Origin of the sequence: Zobellella denitrificans (assembly GCF_002237365.1) — a bacterium.
Classification (GTDB): domain Bacteria; phylum Pseudomonadota; class Gammaproteobacteria; order Enterobacterales; family Aeromonadaceae; genus Oceanimonas; species Oceanimonas denitrificans.
This window is the reverse complement of the sequence record NZ_NMUO01000031.1, coordinates 24,407-38,745: the sequence shown is the minus strand read 5'-3', so window position 1 is coordinate 38,745 and position 14,339 is coordinate 24,407. Positions and strand designations below refer to the sequence as shown.

The following is a 14,339-nucleotide window of genomic DNA, read 5'->3' as shown; positions in this document are numbered from 1 at the left end:
GGCAAAGGCCAGCTGGCGGGGGCTGGCGGCGGCTTCGTCCACGCTGGCCACAAAGGGCAGGCGCACGCTCAGGCGGCGGCGCTGGCCCCGGGGCAGGGCCTGCAGCAGGGTCACTTCGTCGCCGTCTATCCGCTCGATGGCGGCAATGCCGGTCACCAGCGGCCAGCCCAGGCGTTCGGCCAGCAGGTAGGGCAGCATGCCGGAGCCCTCCCCCTGCTCGGCGCGCACCCCGGTGAGCAGCAAGTCGGGCTGCAGCTCGTTGAGGTAGGGGGCCAGCAGCTCCAGGGCGTCGTCGTCCGGGCCCTGGCGCAGCACCGTCAGCCGGTTAAGGCCCATGCCCAGGTAGTCCTGCAACGCCGGCTGGGCCGGGCTGCCGGCGTGAATGGCCTCGAGCTTGCCGCCCAGGGCAAAGCCCAGCTCCAGGGCGCAGGCGTCCTGCAGGGCACGGCGGGCGCGGCCCGACACCGGGTGGCGACCTTCGCTTACCAGCACCGCTATGTTGAGGGATTGATCAGGCTGCATCGCTTACCTCCTGGGCCGGCCGGGCCTCTACCAGCGCCATCAGCGCCGCCAAAATTTCGCTGCTGTCGCCGATGGCGCTCAGGCTTGCGCGTTTTACCATGTCGCAGTCGGTGTCCTGGTTGATGGCCACCACCTTCTCCACCTTGCCGATGCCCTGCAAGTGCTGCACGGCGCCGGAAATGCCCACGGCAATGTACACCCGGGCACTCACCCAGGTACCGGTGGCGCCCACCTGGCGGTTGCGCGGCATAAAGCCGTCGTCCACCGCCACCCGGCTGGCGCCTTCGGCCGCGCCCAGCAGGGTCGCCGCCCGGTGGAACTGCTCCCAGTCGTGCACGCCGTTGCCGGCGGAGAGGATGAACTCGGCCTCGGCCAGGGGAATGTCGGCGGGATCCACCGCCACCCGGCCGCCGTCCCGCACCCGGGCCTTCAGCAGGGCTTCCGGTTCAAACTCCACCGGTTTCGCCTCATAGCGGTGATCGGTGCAGGGCAAGGCGCATTCTTCCAGCAGCAGCAGCAGCCGGCACAGGGGACGCGTCACGTCCTGGTGGCCGGCGCCGGTGCGGGCGATCAGGTGCTCGCCTTCCCACTTCCACACCCCGGTGGCCGGGCGCTCGCCCAGCTCCACCGCCAGCCGGCGGCCCAGCTCGGCGGACTCGCCCGCATCGGGGAACAGCCAGTGCAGCGGCTTGAACTCGCGCTCCACCTGCCGGCACAGCTGGGTCCAGGCTTCCGGCTGATAGCCTTCCACCCCGTGCAGCTGCAGCAGCCGGTCCACCCCCGCCTCGGCAATGCCTTCCTTCAGCTCGCCGCACAGCACCCCCAGCACGGCGGTGCTTTGCGCCTGCGCCGCCGCCAGCTGCTGGGCCAGGCCCAGCACGTCCTTGCCGTGGGCGGTAAGGCGCCCGCCGGAAAGGGGCAGCCACACCGCAATGTAGCCCTGGGGCTCCACCACTTTGTGCAGGGGCAGCTTGGGCTGCTCGCTGCGCTTTTTGGCCAGCTGCGACACCTCGCCGCCGCCGGCCAGGTTCATCCGGTCCAGCCGGCGCAGGCCGCTGGGGCCGAGCTGCCACTGGGGCCGCGGGTTCTTGCGCAGCAGGCCGCTGGGGCCGCGCAGGGGCTGGCCGCTCAGCTCGGCGTGGCGCGGGTGCAGCCGGTTGCGGCGGATCCAGGCCAGGCGCGGATCCTTGCGAATAAGATCAGACATGGGCTTCCTCCTTTTGCCGCTGCGGTTGCTCCTGGGCCGGTTGGGCCAGGGCGTCCAGCAGCAGCTCGGCAATGTCCTTCACCTGGGGCCGGGGCTCTACCACCCCTTCCATCATCAGGGTGCACTGGGGGCAGGCCACCGCCATCAGCTCGGCCTCCACCGCCCGGGCGTCGTCCATGCGCATGTCGGCAATGCGGCGCTCGCCGGGAATGTCGGTCACCGGCGCCCCGCCGCCGCCGCCGCAGCAACGGGAGCGGAAACCGCTGCGCTCCATCTCGCTGCGCTCGAAGCCCAGCTGATCCAGCAGGTAGCGCGGCGCGTCGTACACGCCGTTGTAGCGGCCGAGATAGCAAGGGTCGTGATAGGTGAGCTTGCCGCTCTGGCCGCCGTTGAAGGCGAGCTTGCCGGCCCGGTGCAGCTCCGCCAGCAGTTCGCTGTGGTGCTCCACCCGGTAGTCACCGCCCAGCTCCGCGTATTCGGTGCCCAGGCACTGCAGCGAATGGGGATCGGCGGTGACGATGCGGTTAAAGCGGTACTTGCCGAGCGTCTGGATATTGGCCTTGGCCAGGCGCTGGAAGGTGGCTTCGTCCCCCAGCCGGCGGGCCAGGTCGCCCGAGTCCAGCTCCTCGTTGCCGAGGTAGGCAAGGTCCACGCCGCCGGCGCGCAGCAGCTGCACCAGGGCACGCAGGGTGCGCTGGTTGCGCATGTCGAAGGCGCCGTCGCCCACCCACAGCAGCACGTCGGCCTCGCGCACTTCCTTCATCAACGGAATGTTGAGGTCGGCGGCCCAGTTGCTGCGGCTGGCAGGGGCCATGCCGCCCGGGTTGTCGGTGGCGATCAGGTTTTCCAGCACTTCCTGGCCCTTGCCCGGGGTCTGGCCCCGCTCCAGGGTGAGGAAGCGGCGCATGTCCACCACCGCGTCCACGTGCTCGATCATCATGGGGCACTCTTCCACGCAGGCGCGGCAGGTGGTGCAGGACCACAATGTCTGGCTGTCGAGCATGCTTTCCACCAGCGGCTTGTCGGGGCAGCCGGTGCGGGCGGCGTTTTCCTGGCCCGGGTGCGGGCTGCCGCGGTAGGTCACTTCTTCCTGGGCGGCGAGGCTGATCACCATGTCCTGGATCAGCTTCTTGGGGTTGAGCGGCTGGCCGGCGGCAAAGGCCGGGCACTTGCTCTCGCAGCGGCCGCACTGCACGCAGGCGTCAAAGCCCAGCAGTTGGTTCCATTTGAAGTCGGTTACCTTCTCCACGCCCAGCTTGTCGGCGGTAAGATCCAGCGCCTTCAGGCCGGTGTCGCGGCCGCCGCCGAAGCGGGCCGGGCGACGGTGAAAGGCCAGGTGCAGGGCGCCGGCAAAGGCGTGCTTCATGGGGCCGCCCCAGGCCATGCCGAACACCAGCTCGCCCAGGCCCCAGGTGCACAGGGCCAGCAGCAGCAGGGTCAGCAGGGCGCCGCCGGTGCCTTCGGGCAAAATGCCCGCGGCCGGCAGGGTGGCGATAAAAAAGCCCAGGGCAAAGGCCAGCAGGCTTTTCGGCAGCCGCTGCCAGGGCCCGCGCGAGAGGCGCGAGTTGGGCAGCTCACTGGCGGGCTTGCGGCGGCGCTTCCATACGAACAGGGCGCCCACCGCCATCAGCAGGCTGGCCGCCATCGGCGCCGCGCGCCGGGTGCGGCTGTGGCGCCGATGGCGGCCAGGGCGAAGGCCAGCACTAACAGATAAGGGATCACAGGCTCGAACATAGCGGGCACCTCGGCAGGGCCGGGGTTGCCCCCGGCCCCTTGGCTCAGAAGTCTTTACACAGACGCAGGGCGTCGTAAATGGCGGCGTGGGTGTTGCGCTGGGCCACGCAGTCGCCCAGGCGGTAGAGCAAATAGCCCTGGCCGTGCTGGGCCAGCGCCGGCTGGGCCTGGGCCGCGTACAGGGCTTCCAGGTCGATCTGGCCCTTGTTCAGGGAGTCGCCCTTCAGCTCGTAGTAAAGCCGCTCGTCCGGACGGACGCCGTTCTCCACCACCACCTGGTCCACCACCCGCTCTTCTTTCTGGCCGGTGTATTCGTTTTCCAGCACCGCGATGAGCTTGTCCCCTTCCTTGTACACCTTGTGCAGGGCCATGTCGGAGCTCATGATCACCTCCCGCTCGTACAGGGAGCGGTAATAAGTGGGGAAGGTGGTGCCGCCGATGGCCGCGCCCGGCTTGATGTCGTCGGTTACCATTTCCACCAGGCTGCCCTTGGACGCCAGGTAGTCGGCCACCGACATGCCGGAGAATTCGCAGATGGTGTCGTACACCAGCACGTTCTTGCCCGGCTCCACCTTGCCGGAGAGGATGTCCCAGCTGCTCACCACCAGCCCTTCGGCCGCGCCCCACTCGGGGTTTTGCTCGATAAAGGGGGTGCCGCCCACCGCCAGGATCACCACGTCCGGCTTTTCCGCCATGATGGCGGGCATGTCGGCGGCGGTGTTGAGGCGCAGGTCTACCTTGAGGCGGGCCAGCTCCAGGGCGTACCAGCGGGTGATGCCGGCAATCTGGTCACGCTGGGGCGCCTTGGCCGCCAGGGTGATCTGGCCGCCCAGTTCGGGCGCCTTTTCAAACAGCACCACGTTATGGCCGCGCTCGGCCGCCACCCGGGCCGCTTCCATGCCGCCGGGGCCGCCGCCCACCACCACCACCTTGCGGATGGGGCCGTCGGTTTTTTCGATGATATGGGGCAGGCCCATGTGCTCGCGGGAGGTGGCCGCGTTCTGGATGCAGAGCACATCCAGGCCCTGGTACTGGCGGTCAATGCAGTAGTTGGCGCCCACGCATTGGCGGATTTGGTCCACCTGGCCCAGCTTGATCTTGGCGATCAGGTGCGGGTCGGCGATGTGCGCCCGGGTCATGCCCACAAAGTCGACGTAGCCGCCTTCGAGGATGCGCTGGGCCTGGTTGGGATCCTTGATGTTCTGGGCGTGGATCACCGGTACCTTCACCACTTCCTTGATGCCCGCCGCCAGGTGCAGGAAGGGCTCGGGCGGGTAGCTCATGTTGGGGATGACGTTGGCCAGGGTGTTGTGGGTGTCGCAGCCGGAGCCGATGACGCCGAAAAAGTCGACCATGCCGGTGTCGTCGTAGTATTTGGCGATCTGCTTCATGTCGTCGTGGCTGAGGCCGTCCGGGTGGAATTCGTCACCGCAGATGCGCATGCCCACCACGAAGTCGGGGCCCACTTCGGCGCGCACGGCCTTGAGCACTTCCAGGCCGAACTTCATGCGGCCCTCGAAGGTGCCGCCCCATTCGTCGGTACGCTTGTTGACCCGCGGGCTCCAGAACTGGTCGATCAGGTGCTGGTGCACGGCGGACAGCTCCACGCCGTCCAGGCCCCCTTCCTTGGCGCGGCGGGCGGCCTGGGCGTAGTCGCCGATGATGCGCCACATTTCTTCCGGCTCTATGGTTTTGCAGGTGGCGCGGTGCACCGGCTCACGGATGCCGGAGGGCGATACCAGGGTGCTCCAGTTGTAGCCGTCCCAGCGGGAGCGACGCCCCATGTGGGTGATCTGGATCATGATCTTGGCGCCGTGCTTGTGCATGGCGTCGGCCAGGTTCTGGAAGTGGGGAATGATGCGGTCGGTGCTCAGGTTGACCGAACTCCACCAGCCCTGGGGGCTGTCGATGGACACCACGCTGGAGCCGCCGCAAATGGCCAGGCCGATGCCGCCCTTGGCCTTTTCTTCGTAGTATTTGACGTAGCGCTCGGTGGTCATGCCGCCGTCGGTGGCATACACCTCGGCATGGGCCGTGCTCACCACCCGGTTGCGGATAGTGAGCTTGTTGATGTTCATGGGTTGAAACAAGGCGTCGAACTGTCCCATCCTGGAATCCTCTAGTACATGCCGGGCCTGCGGCCCGCCGAAAATAATGTTGCCCCCGTTGTGCATGCGAGGCGATGGAAGGTGACAGCTAAGCCGACCGTTGGCGGCAGGGATGCCGCCGCCGAGCCCCCAGGGACGGGTTTACGGCGAGTCGGCGTGCTGCACCTTCCAGCACCTGAGCATGCCTTACAGCGGGCTCACCTCGAACAGGCCGTAGTCGCAGCCGCTCTGGGCGCCGCTCTGGGTCTGGCGTGCGACGGTGCGCACCGGATAGCCCAGGCTCTGGGCAATCTGGTCCATGGCGCCGGCGAACCAGCCGGTGAACATGTAGTCCACCATGCGGTCCACCTTGCCGTACTGGTAGACGAAGGCGGAGTGATCCAGCCGCACCTTGGCGGTGCCGGCGGGAATGTCCAGCTGCTCGATGGTGAACAGGCCCCAGCCGCGCTGGGACAGGCGCTTCATGTAGTGCTCGAACACCGCATCGCCGCTGATGCCGTGGCACTCGGCCTCTTTTTCGCACCAGTGCCAGGCGGACTTGTAGCCGGCCTTGTACAGGATCTCGGCGTAGCGCTCGGGGCCCAGCTCTTCCTCTATGGCCATGTGGTTGTTCACGAAGAAGTGGCGCGGCACATAGAGCATGGGCAGGGCGTCGGTGGTCCAAACGCCGGTGTCGGCGTCTACTTCAATCGGCATTTCGGGTGCATGTACTGACATTGCGGTTTCTCCTTCGCTTCCTTTATATGTTGCTTATTCGCCCCAGACGTCCTTGAGCACACGTACCCAGTTGCCGCCCATGATCTTCTCCGCCAGGCGCGGGGAGTAGCCGTGGCGCAGCAGGGCCTCGGTCAGGTTGGGGAAGTCACCGATGGTGCGAATGCCCTCGGGGTTGATGATTTCGCCGAACCGGGTCAGGCGGCGGGCATAGCCCTTGTCGTGGGTCAGCCACTCGAAGAAGTTCTGATCGTGGCCCTGGGTAAAGTCGGTGCCGATGCCGATGGCGTCTTCGCCCACCAGATCCAGCACATAGCCGATGGCCTCCACGTAGTCGTCGATGGTGGAGTTGATGCCGTTCTTCAGGAAGGGGGCGAACATGGTCACGCCCACAAAGCCGCCGTGTTCGGCGATAAAGCGCAGCTCTTCGTCCGACTTGTTGCGCGGGTGGTCCTTGAGCCCGGCGGGCAGGCAGTGGGAGTAGCACACCGGCTTTTTGGAGGCCAGGATCACTTCTTCCGAGGTTTTGGCGCCCACGTGGGACAGGTCGCACATGATGCCGACCCGGTTCATTTCTTCCACCACCTCGCGGCCGAAACCGGACAGGCCGCCGTCGCGCTCGTAGCAGCCGGTGCCCACCAGGTTCTGGGTGTTGTAGGCCATCTGCACTATGCCCACGCCCAGCTGCTTGAAGATTTCCACGTAGCCCAGCTGATCCTCGAAAGCGTGGGCGTTCTGGAAGCCGAGGATGATGCCGGTGCGGCCTTCTTCCTTCGCCTTGAGGATGTCGGCGGTGGTGCGCACCGGGCGGATCAGATCGCCATGCTCGCGGTAATGGCGGTTGAACTCGGCGATGTTGTTCACCGTGGCCTGGAAGCCTTCCCACACCGACACGGTGCAGTTGGCGGCGGTCAGGCCGCCGCGGCGCATGTCTTCGAACAGCTCGCGCCCCCAGTTGGCGATAATCAGGCCGTCGATCACTATCGATTGCTTATGTACTTCAGCTGCACTTTGCATAGCCAGACCTTCCTTGCATCTATTAGACGGGTGAACCGAGTTCACCGGATTCAGGGGCAGTCTAGCCCGCGGGTCTCCCCGTCCACTGGCTGAAAGCGACGAGCGCATAGCCAAAAACGTCACTGTTCAGAAACGGTGTCGGGAAAAGACAAGTGGGGGATGAAAGCGGGGAGCGAGATACCGTAGAGTCATCGTAGGGTCGAATTTATTCGACCAGACCCCGGCGCCGGTGGCGGGATTGGTCCGTTGAAACGGACCCTACGGATGGAGGTGTTTGTAGGGTCGAATTTATTCGACCGGAATGGAAAAAGGCCCCGTCGCGGGGCCTTAAGCTGATAAGGGAAACCGGCCTTACAGGGTGACCGAGGCGAAGGTGGGTTCGCCGCGGGCCGATTCCAGGCGGATGTTGAGCTCCAGTTCGGGCATGACGGGGGCGATTTCCGCGGCCTTGGGCGCGGAGCGGCCGCAGCGATCGTCCCGGGGCGGCACGCCAAAGTTCTCCCGGTAGCACTTGCTGAAATGGGGGGTGGAAACAAAGCCGCAGGCGGTGGCGATTTCGATAATGGAATAGGAGGTCTGGCGCAGCAACTGGCGCGCCCGCTTGAGCCGCAGGTTCAGGTAATAGCGGGAGGGCGAGCACTTCACGTGGCGCTGGAACAGCCGCTCCACCTGGCGGCGCGACAGCCCCACGTAGTGGGCCAGTTCGTCCAGGGTGATGGGCTCTTCGAGGTTGGCTTCCATCAGTGCCACCACCTCGGCCAGCTTGGGCTGGGCCGAGCCCACCAGGTGGCGCAGGGGCACGCGCTGCTCTTCCTGGCCTTCGCGGATGCGCTCGCACAGGAACATGTCGCAGATGGCGGTGCTGAGTGCGCTGGAGTGCTCCTTTTCGATCAGGTGCAGCATCATGTCCATGGGCACGGTGCCGCCGCTGCTGGTCAGGCGATCCCGGTCGATGCAGTAAAGGGCGTTGCTGGTTTCCAACTGCGGAAAGGCTTCCTTGAAGGCGGCCATGTATTCCCAGTGCAGGGTGCAGCGGTAGCCGGTGAGCACGCCGGCATCGGCCAGCAGGTAGCTGCCGGTGCACAGGGCGCCGAGCTTGATCCGCCGGTGGGCCAGTTGCTGCAGCCAGGCGCGCAGGTTGCGGCTGCGGGCGTTGGCCACCCCTACCCCGCCGCACAGCAGCATCATGTCGATATGGCCGCAGTCGTGAATGCCGTGATCCGGGGTGACCATGATGTTGTCGCTGGCCCGCACCGGCTGGCCGGTTTCGGTGAGCATCACCCACTCGTAGAGCGGCTGCCCCGAGAGCTGGTTGGCCATGCGCAGGGGCTCGATGGCGGAGGCAAGGGAGATCATGGTGAAGTTGTCAACCAGTAAAAAACCGACGCGTTGTGTTTGGCTCATTGCTCTTGCTCCTGGTCCCTGCCCGGCGGCAGTCGGGATCCCTGTTTATACGATGGCGACTCGATGACGGGCTTCGTCATTTACATCCCAAATACACGCATTTAAAAAAGATATAACAGCCGGCGCTGTGGCAACATCTGTTATCCATCTTTTTTCACTACTTCATAAAAAACTTGTGACGAATATCGAATAATGAACATTTCCATCCACCCAAGGCTTCCGAAAAATCTGCTGCTCCTATCGGGAATCCCTTGTAGGACGGGCGTTTCAATAAAATCAAAAGCAATATGCGCGCCAGCTTTTTAGCTGGAAAAAAACATAAGAAAAAGTGCATGGAAAGAGGCTTTTATGCGGAAAGTAACGTGATGTTTCGGCGGATTTTCTTGCAAAAAAACAACTGGAAAGACCAGCCTGGAACCAAAATGGGGCAAGGCACGACGGCCCTGCCCCGGTAAGTGGCATTATGGCGCGGGTTAGCCCCGGTCTCAGCCCAGCGGCGGCACCTTCACCGTTTCCGGCTGAGGCGCGGGCAGCTCCTGGTGCAGGGCGCGGAACAGGCCCCACATCATCACCATCACCACCACCGAGAAGGGGAAGGCGGCGGTAATGGCGGCGGTCTGCAGCGCCTTGAGCCCGCCCGCCAGCATCAGGATGGCAGCCACGGCGGCCACCGACATGCCCCACATCACCCGCTGGCTGCGCGGCGGATGCTCCTCGCCCAACGAGAGGATGGTGGTCACCACCAGGGTGCCGGAGTCGGCGGAGGTGATGAAGTAAAGCGCCACCAGCACCGTGGCCAGAATGGAGGCCATATAGCCGATGCTGCCGCTGTCGAGCAGGCTCAGGGTGGTGTACAACGCCGAGGTCACGTTTTCGCCCACGGCGGTGACGATGCCCGCCTGTCCGATGGCCGAGACCACCTCGCCGGCGGCGTTGGTCACGGTGTGGGTCAGCTCAAGGTAGAGCGCGGTGCCGCCGAACAGGGTCAGCCACAGCATGCCGAGCAGGGTGGGCACCAGCAGCACGCCGCAGATAAACTCGCGGATGGTCCGACCTTTGGAAATACGGGCAATAAACATACCGACGAAGGGCGACCAGGACATCCACCAGCCCCAGTAGAACACCGTCCACCAGGACTGCCACTGGCTGTCCTTGCTGGCGTCGGTCCAGGTGCTGAGCGGCACCACATGGGCCAGGTAGTCGCCAATGCCCTGCACATAGCTTTGCAGCAGGTAACGGGTGGGGCCGTACACCAGCAGGAACAGCAGTATGGCCACGGTCAGCCAGATGTTGATCTCCGACAGCCACTTCACCCCGCGGCCGATGCCGGACAGCACGGAAGCGGTGGCGATCAGGGAGATCACCAGGATCAGCAGCAGCTGGTTGGTGGTGCTGATCTCCATTCCGAACAGGTGATTGAGGCCGGTGTTGATCTGGGCCACGCCCAGGCCGAGGGAGGTGGCCACCCCGAACACGGTGCCGAACACCGCCAGCACGTCAACGGTATGGCCCATCCAGCCGTAGATGCGCTTGCCGATCAGCGGATAGAGGGCGGAGCGGATGGTCAGCGGCAGCCCCTTGCGGTAGGAAAAGTAGGCCAGCGCCAGCCCCACCACCACGTAGATGGCCCAGGGATGCAGGCCCCAGTGGAAGTAGGTGATGCGCATGGCCACTTCCGCCGCCTCGCTGGTCATCCCCTGCGTGATAAAGGGATTGCTCTGGAAGTGGTAGATGGGCTCGGCGATGGACCAGAACACCAGGCCGATGCCCATGCCGGCACTGAACAGCATGGCGAACCACGAAAACAGGCTGTATTCCGGCCTGGAGTCATCGTCGCCCAGGCGCAGCTGGCCGAAGCGGCTGCAGGCCAGCACCACGCAAAATACCAGCATCAGGGTGATGATGGCGATGTAATACCACTTGAAGTGGCTGAGAATGCCGCCCGACAAGGTGTCGAACAGGCTGGCGGCGGAGTCCGGGTAAAGGGCTCCGCCCAATACAAACAAGGTAACGATCACCATGGAGCTGATCGTTGCCGCCGGACTCATTCCTTTCAAAATTCCATCTTTGCCTAACATAGGACAAGATCTCCGTCGGATTGGGGGCTGTTGCAGTGAATCAAGGCAATGGCGCTGTCGTCCTCGTACGCCGTTGCCCGCTGTTGTTATGGGTATTGGCTGGTCGTGTCCCTTTGCAAACACCGGTCGCGACCAGCAAATACCGGTCCCTATAACAACAGCTAACGGCTGTTCAAAATTTCCCCTGTACGACACCGGATTATCCGGAGGCGCCTCTTTCCGTCATCGCTGTTCTGGATGCGACACGATGACGCAAGGCCCTTGCTCACGATACGGGGGCTGCTTAGGCTGGGCAAAAACCGCGGAGGAACGAGCGATGATGATCACCGAACTTATCGATCAGGATGATTTCCGGGCTCAGTTGCAGGCCTGGGGACTGGCGGAGGCCGGCCGGCTGACGCTGGCAGAATGTGGCCCCTTGCTGGCGGCGCAATTGGCCGGCCCGGACGGCGCCCTGTGGCAGGAACGGCTGCACGCCCTGCTGGCCAAGCGGGAACTGTTGCACCCGGAGGTGCTGGCCCTGGTGGAAGCCTGTCTGGACCATTCGGTCGAATAAATTCGACCCTGCAGACACCTTCATCCGTAGGGTCTACTTCAGTAGACCTTTCCACCACCGGCGCCGTGGTTCGGTCGAATAAATTCGACCCTACAGACACCTTCATCCGTAGGGTCCGTTTCAACGGACCAATCCCGCCACCGGCGCCGGGGTTTGGTCGAATAAATTCGACCCTGCAGACACCTTCATCCGTAGGGTCCACTCCAGTAGACCTTTCCACCACCGACGCCGTGGTTCGGTCGAATAAATTCGACCCTACAGACACCTTCATCCGTAGGGTCCGTTTCAACGGACCAATCCCGCCACCGGCGCCGTGGTTTGGTCGAATAAATTCGACCCTACAGACACCTTCATCCGTAGGGCCACTTCAGTGGACCTTTCCGCCACCGACGCCGTGGTTCGGTCGAATAAATTCGACCCTACTGGCGATCCGTCCGTCGGGTCCGCTTCCCGTTCTCTCGCCGTGTCGACTACCCTTTCCAAAACCGAGAATGTCATCGCCATCTCCCTGCTTCACCATGACCAGAGACAAACTGTTGGCAGGCCGTTGCTCTCTACCCGGCTATTGCTACCACATCACCATTTGCACCCACCGGCGAAGGCCCTGGTTCGGCTCCTTTGAACATGCTCGTATCGTGGTGCAAGACATGAAGCGGCTGCACCAGGAGCAATTGATGATGTCTGTCGCCTGGGTGCTGATGCCAGATCACCTGCATTGGTTGTTTCAACTTGGTGAAAACACCGAGTTGTCACTGGTGGTCAAATTGCTCAAGGGGCGAACGGCAAAGCACCTGAACGAGCTGCGGCATGACCAAGGGCATGTATGGCAAAAAGGGTTTCATGATCATGCGGTTCGCAAGGACGAGGATTTAAGGGGCATAGCACGGTATATCGTAGCCAATCCGTTACGCGCCGGTCTGGTAAAACGGGTCGGTGATTACCCCTGGTGGGATGCCATGTGGTTGTAAGAACGGCGCTGTTTCTGGTTTACCTTCCTGCCACCGGCGCCGTGGTTCGGTCGAATAAATTCGACCCTGCAGGCCGGACCTACAGGCGACCTGTCCGCCAGGTCCGATCACCAGGCATATAACCATCAAGGGGAGCCGGTGGCTCCCCTTTTCAATCGGCTGCTACTGGCTTGCTGCCCGGTTACAGGAACCCGAGCCACCTGGGCAAGAACAGCGACAGCTCCGGCACAAAGGTGGTGATCAGCATCACCGGCATGCCGACAAAGGCCATCAGCGCCAGCGCGGGTTTGACCGTTTTATGGATGGATACCCGGCCAATACGGCACGCCATGTAGAGGATGGGAGCCACCGGTGGGCTGTTGGCGCCTATTACCACCGAGCAGGCGACGATGGAGGCAAAGTGCACCGGGTGGATGCCGGTATCCACCATCAGCGGCAGGAACAGCGGCGCCACCACCACGGTAACCGATACGTCATCCATAATCATGCCGGCGACGATCAGGAACAGATTCACGACAATCAGTATCAGCAGCGGGTTTTCGATCAGGGTGGTGACCATTTCGGTCAGATCCTGAGGGATCCGCTCCGCGGCCAGGATACGCCCGATCATAAAACTGAACAGCAGGATAAGGATCACCGTGCCCGTGGTTTCCGCCGCCGCCACCACGCTCTTGGCAAAGCTTTTCAGGTTCAGGTCCCGGTAGATAAAAAACCCGATCAGCATCGCCGAAAAGGCCGCCACCGCCGCAGCCTCGGTGGGCGTAAAGACACCGCCGTAGATACCGCCGAGAATGATCACCGGCAGCGACAGTGCCGGAACGGCCTTTATCGTCGCCCTGCCCTTGCCGGGCAGTGGCTCGAACCCCTTGCCGGCCGCGCTGCTCACCTCATTGAAAAAGCGCCCCACGCCGATGCGGTTGGCGATGATAAGCCCCAGCATCAGCAGAATGGCCGGCCCGATCGACGCCGCAAAACAGGCGGCCACCGACTGCCGGGTGACCACGGCAAACAGTATCATGGTGATCGACGGCGGGATCAGAATGCCAAGCAATGACGAAATACCGAGCAAGGCCGAGGAATAACTGCGGGGATAGCCGCGTTGTTCCAGCGGCCCTATCATGATGGTTCCGATAGAGGCAACGGCCGCGGTGGCGGTGCCGGCAATGGCACCGAAGATACCCGAAGCCATGACCATGGACGCCCCCATGCCGCCCCGCCGCTTGCCGATCATGACCTCGATAAAATCGACCAGCCGGCGGGCAATGCCGCCACTTTGCATCAGGTAACCGGTTAGCACGAACAGCGGCAGGGCAATCAGGATCACCGAGTCCACCGAGCGGTAGCCCTGCAGCATCAGGGTATTGAGGTTGGCGTCATACACATACGCCATGTAAGCCAGCACCCCGGCAAAGGACCAGGCCACCGGCACGCCGATGATCATCAGCAGCATCAGTAGCCCGATGGCAATCAAACCTTCCATGTCAGTGTTCCTCTTTCAGCCGGCGGGAGTCGCAGCCCGCACCGCACAGGCCGGTAACGGCCCCCAGCAAATCACGCAGCGAATAACAGCTGCAACCCACGGCCGCCAGCATGATAGACGCCTGGGGCAGCCACAGCGGGATACCCATACCAGGGGTCGATTGAGGCCTGCGCAGGCCCCAGGCCAGCATGCGCCAGGCCAGTACCACAAAGAACAGACAGATCATGAAGGTAATCAGCGAGATCAATGCCTTGTGCATTAATTGGAGCCGATGATCGGTGATCTGCAGCTGGACGAAGTCCACCACCAGATGCTCGTTGCGGCGACTGGCGATCAGCGCACCCAGCATGTAAAGCCACATGCCAAACAGCATGATAAGTTCCAGCAGGCCGACTACCGACCAGCCGAACACATAGCGCGCCAGCACCAGAAACAGCATCAGTCCCACCACCAGCAGGCTGGATGCGAACGCAGCCGCTTCCAGCAACCAGCCGACACCCCGATCCAGTCTGGAAAAGAATCTGCCGATCATTTTCTGCAACCTCTGAAAA

12 protein-coding genes are annotated in these 14,339 nt (G+C 63.5%); 2 read left to right on the top strand and 10 right to left on the bottom strand.

Annotation, left to right across the window (positions count from 1 at the left end):
- The 8 genes from CGX12_RS08775 to CGX12_RS08740 all read right to left on the bottom strand — a co-directional run.
- A partial coding sequence (locus CGX12_RS08775) for an electron transfer flavoprotein subunit beta (RefSeq protein WP_094039512.1) occupies positions 1–522 on the bottom strand: 522 nt, incomplete at its 3' end.
- Positions 512–1,729: an electron transfer flavoprotein subunit alpha gene (gene etfA / locus CGX12_RS08770; RefSeq protein ID WP_094039511.1), complete on the bottom strand. Its 1,218-nt coding sequence runs from the start codon at positions 1,727–1,729 to the stop codon at positions 512–514. The genes CGX12_RS08775 and etfA, both read right to left, overlap by 11 nt.
- Positions 1,722–3,374, bottom strand: coding sequence for a DUF3483 domain-containing protein (locus tag CGX12_RS08765; RefSeq protein ID WP_094039510.1), 1,653 nt, complete (start codon positions 3,372–3,374; stop codon positions 1,722–1,724). Before CGX12_RS08765 ends, etfA begins: the two co-directional genes overlap by 8 nt.
- 133 nt (positions 3,375–3,507) lie before the next feature.
- Positions 3,508–5,571 carry a dimethylglycine demethylation protein DgcA gene (gene dgcA / locus CGX12_RS08760; protein ID WP_094039509.1) on the bottom strand — a complete coding sequence of 688 codons (2,064 nt, stop codon included), beginning with the start codon at positions 5,569–5,571 and terminating at the stop codon, positions 3,508–3,510.
- Positions 5,572–5,757: 186 nt separating this feature from the next.
- Positions 5,758–6,288: a 4-vinyl reductase gene (locus CGX12_RS08755; protein WP_094039508.1), complete on the bottom strand. Its 531-nt coding sequence runs from the start codon at positions 6,286–6,288 to the stop codon at positions 5,758–5,760.
- Positions 6,289–6,321: 33 nt separating this feature from the next.
- A complete protein-coding gene (locus CGX12_RS08750) occupies positions 6,322–7,302 on the bottom strand; it encodes a dipeptidase (protein WP_094039507.1) in 981 nt (326 codons plus the stop codon).
- A 351-nt stretch (positions 7,303–7,653) separates the two neighbouring features.
- Positions 7,654–8,706 (bottom strand): choline metabolism transcriptional regulator GbdR, encoded by a 1,053-nt coding sequence (gbdR, locus tag CGX12_RS08745; RefSeq protein WP_094039506.1) that lies wholly within the window; start codon positions 8,704–8,706, stop codon positions 7,654–7,656.
- A 485-nt stretch (positions 8,707–9,191) separates the two neighbouring features.
- The gene (locus tag CGX12_RS08740; protein ID WP_176442033.1) at positions 9,192–10,784 is read right to left on the bottom strand and encodes a BCCT family transporter; all 1,593 of its coding nucleotides are present in this window, start codon (positions 10,782–10,784) and stop codon (positions 9,192–9,194) included.
- Positions 10,785–11,100: 316 nt separating this feature from the next.
- On the opposite strand from CGX12_RS08740, the gene CGX12_RS08735 reads away from it, so the two are divergent.
- Together CGX12_RS08735 and CGX12_RS08730 are read left to right on the top strand one after the other, a co-directional pair.
- Positions 11,101–11,340, top strand: a complete 240-nt coding sequence (locus tag CGX12_RS08735) for a hypothetical protein (protein WP_094039504.1) — start codon at positions 11,101–11,103, stop codon at positions 11,338–11,340.
- Between the two features lie 491 nt (positions 11,341–11,831).
- Positions 11,832–12,308, top strand: a complete 477-nt coding sequence (locus CGX12_RS08730) for an REP-associated tyrosine transposase (RefSeq protein ID WP_368073550.1) — start codon at positions 11,832–11,834, stop codon at positions 12,306–12,308.
- Between the two features lie 181 nt (positions 12,309–12,489).
- Here CGX12_RS08730 and CGX12_RS08725 read toward each other — a convergent pair whose 3' ends face one another.
- Together CGX12_RS08725 and CGX12_RS08720 are read right to left on the bottom strand one after the other, a co-directional pair.
- Positions 12,490–13,788 carry a TRAP transporter large permease gene (locus tag CGX12_RS08725; RefSeq protein ID WP_094039502.1) on the bottom strand — a complete coding sequence of 433 codons (1,299 nt, stop codon included), beginning with the start codon at positions 13,786–13,788 and terminating at the stop codon, positions 12,490–12,492.
- Between the two features lies 1 nt (position 13,789).
- Complete coding sequence (locus tag CGX12_RS08720; RefSeq protein WP_094039501.1) at positions 13,790–14,320, bottom strand: TRAP transporter small permease; 531 nt, start codon at positions 14,318–14,320, stop codon at positions 13,790–13,792.
- Positions 14,321–14,339: the final 19 nt, after the last annotated feature.

Excerpts from the sequence above, each read along its gene's own strand:
- etfA (WP_094039511.1), bottom strand. The coding sequence starts at position 1,729 with ATGTCTGATCTTATTCGCAAGGATCCGCGCCTGGCCTGGATCCGCCGC.
- CGX12_RS08765 (WP_094039510.1), bottom strand. The coding sequence starts at position 3,374 with ATGGCGGCCAGCCTGCTGATGGCGGTGGGCGCCCTGTTCGTATGGAAG.
- dgcA (WP_094039509.1), bottom strand. The coding sequence starts at position 5,571 with ATGGGACAGTTCGACGCCTTGTTTCAACCCATGAACATCAACAAGCTC.
- CGX12_RS08755 (WP_094039508.1), bottom strand. The coding sequence starts at position 6,288 with ATGTCAGTACATGCACCCGAAATGCCGATTGAAGTAGACGCCGACACC.
- CGX12_RS08750 (WP_094039507.1), bottom strand. The coding sequence starts at position 7,302 with ATGCAAAGTGCAGCTGAAGTACATAAGCAATCGATAGTGATCGACGGC.
- gbdR (WP_094039506.1), bottom strand. The coding sequence starts at position 8,706 with ATGAGCCAAACACAACGCGTCGGTTTTTTACTGGTTGACAACTTCACC.
- CGX12_RS08740 (WP_176442033.1), bottom strand. The coding sequence starts at position 10,784 with ATGTTAGGCAAAGATGGAATTTTGAAAGGAATGAGTCCGGCGGCAACG.
- CGX12_RS08735 (WP_094039504.1), top strand. The coding sequence starts at position 11,101 with ATGATGATCACCGAACTTATCGATCAGGATGATTTCCGGGCTCAGTTG.
- CGX12_RS08730 (WP_368073550.1), top strand. The coding sequence starts at position 11,832 with ATGTCATCGCCATCTCCCTGCTTCACCATGACCAGAGACAAACTGTTG.
- CGX12_RS08725 (WP_094039502.1), bottom strand. The coding sequence starts at position 13,788 with ATGGAAGGTTTGATTGCCATCGGGCTACTGATGCTGCTGATGATCATC.
- CGX12_RS08720 (WP_094039501.1), bottom strand. The coding sequence starts at position 14,320 with ATGATCGGCAGATTCTTTTCCAGACTGGATCGGGGTGTCGGCTGGTTG.